The organism is Nocardia ninae NBRC 108245, assembly GCF_007990755.1.
GTDB lineage: Bacteria > Actinomycetota > Actinomycetes > Mycobacteriales > Mycobacteriaceae > Nocardia > Nocardia ninae.
Genome location: NZ_BJXA01000151.1, coordinates 1 through 7921 on the forward strand (window position 1 = coordinate 1; position 7921 = coordinate 7921).

Annotated in this window: 9 protein-coding genes; 6 read left to right on the forward strand and 3 right to left on the reverse strand. The window is 68.2% G+C overall.

Annotated elements, in window-relative coordinates:
* Positions 1 to 183 (forward strand): hypothetical protein (locus NN4_RS45890; RefSeq protein WP_222595280.1); only part of this gene is annotated, 183 nt, incomplete at its 5' end.
* Between the two features lie 229 nt (positions 184 to 412).
* Here the strand turns inward: NN4_RS45890 and NN4_RS43900 are convergent.
* Together NN4_RS43900 and NN4_RS43905 are read right to left on the reverse strand one after the other, a co-directional pair.
* Positions 413 to 1324, reverse strand: a complete 912-nt coding sequence (locus NN4_RS43900) for an SDR family oxidoreductase (protein WP_147144231.1) — start codon at positions 1322 to 1324, stop codon at positions 413 to 415.
* Positions 1325 to 1355: 31 nt separating this feature from the next.
* Entirely contained in the window at positions 1356 to 2147 is a 792-nt protein-coding gene (locus tag NN4_RS43905; protein WP_147144235.1) for an SDR family oxidoreductase, read from the reverse strand.
* Between the two features lie 97 nt (positions 2148 to 2244).
* Here NN4_RS43905 and NN4_RS43910 point away from each other — a divergent pair, with 97 nt between their 5' ends.
* The 5 genes from NN4_RS43910 (at position 2245) to NN4_RS43930 (ending at position 6860) form a co-directional block, all read left to right on the forward strand.
* Positions 2245 to 3009 (forward strand): enoyl-CoA hydratase family protein, encoded by a 765-nt coding sequence (locus NN4_RS43910; RefSeq protein ID WP_147144238.1) that lies wholly within the window; start codon positions 2245 to 2247, stop codon positions 3007 to 3009.
* 14 nt (positions 3010 to 3023) lie between these two features.
* On the forward strand, positions 3024 to 3908 hold the full coding sequence (locus NN4_RS43915) for a CoA transferase subunit A (protein WP_186818921.1): 885 nt from the start codon (positions 3024 to 3026) through the stop codon (positions 3906 to 3908).
* Complete coding sequence (locus tag NN4_RS43920) at positions 3905 to 4663, forward strand: CoA-transferase subunit beta (RefSeq protein ID WP_147144242.1); 759 nt, start codon at positions 3905 to 3907, stop codon at positions 4661 to 4663. The genes NN4_RS43915 and NN4_RS43920 overlap by 4 nt, the downstream gene beginning before the upstream one ends.
* Entirely contained in the window at positions 4660 to 5721 is a 1062-nt protein-coding gene (locus tag NN4_RS43925; protein ID WP_147144245.1) for an NAD(P)H-dependent flavin oxidoreductase, read from the forward strand. The genes NN4_RS43920 and NN4_RS43925 overlap by 4 nt, the downstream gene beginning before the upstream one ends.
* Before the next feature lie 272 nt (positions 5722 to 5993).
* On the forward strand, positions 5994 to 6860 hold the full coding sequence (locus NN4_RS43930; RefSeq protein ID WP_186818922.1) for a LysR family transcriptional regulator: 867 nt from the start codon (positions 5994 to 5996) through the stop codon (positions 6858 to 6860).
* A gap of 7 nt (positions 6861 to 6867) precedes the next feature.
* On the opposite strand, the gene NN4_RS43935 is transcribed toward NN4_RS43930, so the two are convergent.
* Positions 6868 to 7921 (reverse strand): acetyl-CoA C-acetyltransferase (locus NN4_RS43935; protein ID WP_147144251.1); only part of this gene is annotated, 1054 nt, incomplete at its 5' end.

Genomic DNA, 7921 nt, shown 5'->3' on the forward strand with positions numbered 1-7921 from the left:
GAGCCACCGGCCGCAGCCGAGCCCGCCGCGGCCGAACCGGCGGCTGCCGAGCCCGAACCGATGGCGGGATTGGTGGGCACCGCACTGACGTCTGTCGGCTGCCCGGGCACCGACAGCGGTAACCAGGTCTCTCCGCCGTCGTACGGCGGCGGTGCGGGGTCGGCAGCGCACTGCGGGCACTGACCTGAGGGCTGGGCTACCGCCGCAACCGGGCCGAGTAGCGCAAAGCCGGCCACAGCTCCAGCTACTGCAACCACACGGAACGTGCGACCAACGGCCATGCGCCGAGCCTTCCCCTCATTCGTAAAGCGCAGATCTCACCCGGTCGCGACTCTCACACGGGACTTTCAACGGATGGGGGCCATAGTAAACCCCTATCGTTACGTGCGCAGGAAGAAGGTCGGAAGCCCGCTCAGGCCCCGTACACCGGTTCGGGCGGCATCCCCTTGGCAATCAGGTCAGCTACCACCGGGCCGAGCTCGGCAGGCGACCACCTGGCACCGCGATCCACCGCGGCACCGTGGCGCCACCCGTCCGCAAGTGCGATTTTCCCGCCCTCGACCTCGAACATGCGCCCGGTGACCGATGCGGATTCTGGGCTGCCGAGCCAGACGACCAGCGGCGAAATGTTCGCCGGAGCCATCGCGTCGAAGCCGTCTTCCGGCCGCGCCATGGTCTCGGCAAACACCGTTTCGGTCATCCTGGTCCGGGCCGCAGGTGCGATGGAATTCACAGTGACGCCGTAGCGAGCGAACTCCGCGGCGGCCGTCAGCGTAAGTCCCGCAATGCCGGCTTTGGCCGCGCCGTAGTTGCCCTGACCGACGCTGCCCTGCAGGCCCGCGCCGGAGCTGGTGTTGATGATGCGGCCGTCGACCGGGCGACCGGCTTTGGACTCGCCGCGCCAGTACTCGATCGCGTGCCGCATGGTGACGAAGTGGCCCTTGAGGTGCACGCGGATCACCGCGTCCCACTCGTCCTCACCGAGGTTGACCAGCATCCGATCGCGAACGAATCCGGCGTTGTTGACGAGCACGTCGAGGCCGCCGAAGGTATCCACCGCCTGCCGGATAAGCCGTTGACCGCCTTGCCAATCCGCGACGTCGTCGCCGTTGGCCACTGCGGTGCCGCCGAGCGCGGTGATCTCCGCCACCACCTGTTCGGCCGGCGTCTCGGCGGTCGCGGCGCCGTCGAGGGCCGAGCCGAGATCGTTGACCACCACCTTCGCACCGGCCGCGGCGAAGGCGAGTGCGTGCGCGCGGCCGATGCCGCGGCCCGCGCCGGTGACGATGACGGTGCGGCCTGCGCAGATCTGCTCGGTGTCCATACCTGTGTCCTCTTCGTGGGGTCCGTTGTCTTCAGGACTGTTGCCGACCGGCCGCCGCGGTGGACGCGGCCAGGAAGGCGGGGCGCTCGCCACCACCGTGCACCAGCAGGGCGGCGCCGCTGACGTAGCAGGCCAGCGGGGAGGCGAGGAAGACGGCGCAGCGGCCGACATCCTCCGGGGCGGCCATCCGGCCGAGCGGAATGGTCTGGCCCACCGCGTCGATGCCGTCCTGGTCGCCGTAGTGCAGCCGGCTGAGCTCGGTGTCGACCGGGCCGACGACGAGCGAGTTCACCCGCACCTTGGGCGCCCACTCGACGGCCAGCGAGGCGGTCAAGCTGTCCATGCCCGCCTTCGCGGCGCCGTAGGCGGCGGTGCCCGGTGAGGCGCGGTGGCCGCTGACGCTGGAGATGTTGACGATCGTGCCGCCGTCCGGCTGCTGCTGCATCACCGCGTTGGCCGCCTGCGAAACCAGCAGCGGCGCAAGCAGGTTCAGCTCGACGATCTTGGCGTGGAAGTTCTTGCTCGCGGTGGCGGCGAGTGCGAACGGGGCGCCGCCCGCGTTGTTGACCAGGTGATCGAGTCGGCCGTGTCGCGCGACGACGGTGTCGATCAGCTCGCGCACCGCGTCGGCGTCGCGAATGTCACAGGCCAGGAACTCGATCGCGCGGCCGTCGGCCTCGACCGGTGCGTCGGCGGGACGGCGGGCACAGGCGATCACTGTCGCGCCCGCTTCGAGGAAGGCCCTGCTCACACCGGCACCCACGCCGCGGACGCCGCCGGTCACCAGAACGACGCGGTCGGCCAGATCGATTTCGAGTGCCACCGTGCTAACCTACCAAGCAACTGCTTGCTTTGCCAACGCTGGGCCGCGGCCGAGCCGGGTCCCACGATGGGCTGGGGCCTTCACGAAGGGATAGGCGATGGGGATCAACCGTCACTCCGAATCAACCGGCATCACCGTGGTCACGGTGGACTACCCACCGGTCAACGCCATACCGACGGCAGGCTGGTTCGACATCGCCGACGCGATCCGGGAGGCGGGGCGGGACAAGGAGACGCGAGTCGTGGTGCTGCGCGCCGAGAATCGCGGCTTCAACGCCGGTGTCGATATCAAGGAGATCCAGAGCAAGCCCGGACATCAGGCGCTGATCGACGCGAATCACGGCTGCTTCGAGGCGTTCGCGGCGGTCTACGACTGCCCGGTGCCGGTGATCGCGGTGGTGCAGGGCTTCTGCCTCGGCGGCGGGATCGGGCTGGTCGGCAATGCGGACGTCGTGATCGCCTCGGACGACGCCACTTTCGGGCTGCCCGAGGTGGACCGCGGCGCGCTCGGCGCGGCCACCCACCTGTCCCGGCTGGTGCCGCAGCATCTGATGCGGGCGCTGTTCTACACCGCGAGCACCATCACCGCGCAGCAGCTGCACCACTTCGGGTCGGTGTACCAGGTGGTGCCGCGCGCCGAACTCGATGCCGCGGCAATGGAAGTCGCCAAGAACATCGCCGCCAAGGACGGGCGGGTGATCCGCGCGGCGAAGCGGGCGCTCAACGGCATTGATACCCAGGACGTGCACCGCAGTTACCGGTACGAGCAGGGATTCACCTTCGAACTCAATCTCGCCGGCGTCGCCGACGAGATCCGCGCCCGGTTCGACGACGATCTGGCCGCGCGCAAGGCCGAGCAGTAGGAGATCGGAAAGTCATGCGAGACAAGCGAATGTCGCTCGACGAGGTCGTCGGCGAGTTGCGCAGCGGAATGACCATCGGCCTCGGCGGCTGGGGGTCGCGGCGCAAGCCGATGGCGCTGGTGCGGGCCATCCTGCGGTCGGACCTCACCGACCTGACGGTGGTCAGTTACGGCGGGCCCGACCTCGGTCTGTTGTGTTCGGCGGGCAAGGTGCGCAAGGCGTACTACGGCTTCGTGTCACTGGATTCGGCGCCGTTCTACGACCCATGGTTCGCGCACGCCCGGACCTCGGGCGCGCTGGTGGCGCGCGAGATGGACGAGGGCATGCTCAAGTGCGGGCTGGAGGCGGCCGCGGCGCGGTTGCCGTTCCTGCCGATCCGGGCCGGGCTCGGCTCTGATGTGCCGAACTTCTGGGACGGCGAAATGCGCACGGTCGCCTCGCCCTATCCCGATGCCGACGGCCGGACCGAGACCCTGATGGCGATGCCCGCCCTGAATCTCGACGCGGCGCTGGTGCATCTGAACATCGGTGACCGGCACGGCAATGCCGCCTACACCGGAGTCGATCCGTACTTCGACGACCTGTACTGCCTGGCGGCAGAGCGCCGGTACGTGTCGGTCGAGCGGATCGTGGAGACCGACGAGCTGGTGAAAACCGTGCCGCTGCAATCGCTGCTGCTCAATCGAATGATGGTGGACGGGGTGGTCGAGGCACCCAACGGTGCGCACTTCACCCTGGCCGGTGACAGCTACGGCCGGGACGAGAAGTTCCAGAAGCATTACGTGCAATCGGCCAAGACGCCCGAGGCGTGGCAGCGGTTCGTCGACACGTATCTGGCCGTCTCCGAGGACGAGTACCAGGCCGCCGTCCGCGAGTTCGCACAGGAGGCGAAGAAATGAGCTCGACCGAGACGATCACCCGCGCCGAGGTCTGCGCGGTCGCCTGCGCGGAGATCTTCAGCGGCGCAGGGGAAATCATGGCGAGCCCGATGTCACCGATGTCGATCATCGGCGCGCGGCTGGCCAAGCTGACCACCGAACCCGATCTGCTGCTCTCCGACGGCGAGGCGCTGCTGTTCGCCGACACTCCCCCGCTGGGCGGCAAGGCGCCGATCGAGGGGTGGATACCGTTTCGCCGGGTGTTCGATGTGGTGGCCTCCGGGCGACGGCACGTGGTGATGGGCGCCAATCAGATCGACCGTTTCGGCAATCAGAACCTGTCCGCGTTCGGTCCGCTGCAGCGGCCGACCCGGCAGATGTTCGGGGTCCGCGGCGCACCGGGCAACACGATCAATCACGCGACCAGCTACTGGGTTTCGCGGCACACCAGCCGAGTCTTCACCGATCAGGTCGATATCGTCGCCGGCGTCGGCTACGACAAGGTGGACCCGGACAACCCGGCCTTCCGGTTCCATCACCTGCACCGGGTGGTCAGCAACCTGGGCGTCTTCGACTTCGCCGGGCCCGGCCACACCATGCGGGCGCGCAGCCTGCACCCCGGCGTCACCGCCGCCGAGGTCGCCGAGAACACCTCGTTCGAGATCCACGGACTGGCCGACGCCGAGGAGACTCGGCTGCCCACCGCCGAGGAACTGCGCCTGATCCGGGATGTCCTCGATCCCAAGAACATCCGGGACACCGAGGTGCCGTCATGACCGGCCGGCTGCGCACCGCGCTGACCGACCTGGTCGGCGTCGAACATCCCATCGTGCAGACCGGCATGGGCTGGGTCGCGGGCCCGAGCCTGGTCGCGGCCACCGCCGAGGCGGGCGGTCTCGGCATCCTCGCCTCGGCCACCATGACCTACCCGGAGCTCGAAGCGGCGGTCGCGAAGACCAAGGCGCACACCGGGAAACCGTTCGGCGTGAACATCCGCGCCGATGCCACCGACGCACCCGAGCGGATCGATCTGCTGATCCGCGAAAAGGTGGCCGTCGCCTCGTTCGCGCTCGCACCCAAGCAGGACCTCATCGCCAAGCTGAAAGACGCGGGCGTGGTGGTGATTCCGTCGATCGGCGCGGCCAAGCACGCGGTGAAGGTCGCGTCCTGGGGCGCCGACGCGGTGATCGTGCAGGGCGGCGAGGGCGGCGGGCACACCGGCCCGGTGGCCACCACGCTGCTGCTGCCGTCGGTGCTGGACGCGGTCGACATACCGGTGGTCGCCGCGGGCGGGTTCTTCGACGGCCGCGGCTTGGCGGCCGCGCTGGCCTACGGCGCGGCGGGCGTCGCGATGGGCACCCGCTTTCTGCTGACGCGGGAGAGCACCGTGCCCGAGGCGGTCAAGCAGGAGTACCTGCGCAGGCAGTTGCAGGACACCGTGGTATCCACCAAGGTCGACGGCATGCCGCACCGGGTCCTGAACACCGAACTGGTGCAGCGCCTGGAGCATTCGGGCCGGACCCGTGGCCTGGCCGCCGCGGTGGCCAATGCCGCCAAGTTCAAGAGTATGACCGGCATGAAATGGTCCACCCTGGTGCGTGACGGACTCGCCATGCGAAAGACCAAGGACCTCACCTGGTCTCAGGTGGTCATGGCGGCCAATACGCCGATGTTGTTGCGCGCCGGTCTGGTCGAGGGCAATACCCAGGCGGGAGTGCTCGCCGCCGGGCAGGTCACCGGCATCATCGAGGATTTGCCGACCTGTCAGGAGCTGATCGATCGCATCGTCGCCGACGCGATCGCCCGGATCGAAGGGTTGCAGAAGAACCTCTGAGTCACCGGCGTACGTGCCCCGCCCTGCCCAGGGGCGGGGCATTTCGCGCGTTCGCCTCGAGCGCGCAGCGCTACGCCGCTTCGGGTGCTCGCCGTCCACTCGGGCCGATCGACGCAATAGCTGGTCAATCGACCAGCTAACCCATCCTTTCAGGCTGATCCGCGACCATCAATACCACTCTACCTGCGATATCAGCGCACAATTCGCTTTGCTGTAAATGTCCGACACAGTCAAGTGGAGCACCCTCTAGTCAAATAGCTACCATGTCGCAAATGGAGATCTATCACCTACGCTGCTTCCTGGCAGTCGCCAGCGAACTCGACTTCACCAAGGCCGCGCAGGCGTTGCAGATGTCCGTACCAGCGCTGCGTCAGCGCATCGAAGTACTCGAAACCGAAGTCGGTGCACCACTTTTCGACCGCTCCGCCCGGTACGTCCGGCTGACACCGGCTGGCGAACGGCTTGTGCCGCAGGCATTCTCGATCGTCAGCGACGTGGACGCACTGCGCGACCAACTCGCTGACGATCAGCCGATCGCCGTCCGCGTCGCCGTCCCGGAACTGCTCGGTTCCGACATCGACGACCGGCTCACCGCCGCGCTGGCCGATCTCGCGTCCGACTACACCTGCACCCTCGAGCACCTGCGCTCGGCCGACATGGCGGCGAGCCTGCACGGCAACCACATCGACCTGGCGCTTTCACATATCCCGTCCGCCGGTGCGGAAGTCGACTCCGTCATCATCGCCACCGAACCGATGGGCGTACTCGTCGACGCCACCCTGTTCACCGGACGTACCTCGATCCGACTAGCGGACCTGGATGGCTTCACTCACATTCGAGGACCCGAACACTGGGAACTGACCCATGACACCCGAACCGCCTTGTCCGGCAAGGGCATCGACGAAAGCACAGACCGCTTCAAGACCATCGACGGCCTGCTCATGATGCTGCGCCGGACCCGCGCCTTCCTGCTCGCCCCCGTCGACTCCGAGGGCCTGTCCGCCGTCGACCGCACCGAATTCCGTTTCCTGCCGGTCGAAGACCTGAACCTCGAGGTCAGCACCGCATTACTCTGGCGCGCCGACGACGCGCGGTTCGGCCGGCTCGCCGCCGACCTCACCGCACGTCTGGCTGTCTAGCCGCGAGTCAGCTGCCGAGCCGCTCGATGATGGTGGCGTTGGCGGTGCCGCCACCCTCGCAGATGGTGAGCAGGCCGTACCGGCCGCCGACGCGCTCGAGTTCGTTGAGCAGCGAGGCGAAAAGCTTTGCGCCGGTGGCGCCGAGCGGGTGGCCGAGGGCGATCGCGCCACCGTTGACATTGACCCGCTCCGGGTCCGCGCCGGTCTCCTTCAACCAGGCGAGTACCACCGGGGCGAAGGCTTCGTTGATCTCCACCACGTCGATGTCATCGATGGTCAGGCCGGTCTTCTCCAGCGCCCACTTGGTCGCCGGGATCGGCGCGGTGAGCATGAAGATGGGGTCGGCGCCGCGCGCGCTGACGTGGTGGATGCGCGCCCGCGGCGTCAATCCGTAAGCCTCGACGGCCCATTCGGAGGCGAGCAGGGTGGCGCTCGCGCCGTCGGAGATCTGGCTGGCGACGGCCGCGGTCAGCGGGCTGCCCTCGGCCAGCGGCGGCAGCGAGGCCATCTTCTCCAGGCTGGTCTCGCGCGGTCCCTGATCGATCCAGAAGTCGCCGACCGGCACGATCTCCCGATCGAAGCGGCCGTTCTTGATGGCGTCGCGGGCCCGCTCGTGGCTGCGCAAAGCCCAGCGCTCCATGTCTTCTCGGCTGATGTTCCACTTCTCGGCGATCAGCTGCGCGGCGCGGAACTGGGTGACCTCGGCGGTGCCGTAGCGGTGGTCCCAGCCTGCGGAGCCGACGAACGGCGAGTCGAAGCCGTACTCCTTGCCCGCCAGCATGGCCGACGAGATCGGGATGGCACTCATGTTCTGCAGCCCGCCCGCGACGATCACCTCGGCGGTGCCACTCATGATGGCCTGTGCGCCGAAATTGATGGCCTGCTGGCTGGATCCGCACTGCCGGTCGACGGTGACGCCGGGCACCTCCTCCGGATAACCCGCGGCCAACCATGCGGTGCGGCCGACGTTTCCGGCCTGCGGGCCGATGTTGTCGACACAGCCGACGATCACGTCGTCGACGTTGCCCGGGTCGATCGGGCTGCGGTCCAGCAGCCCGCGC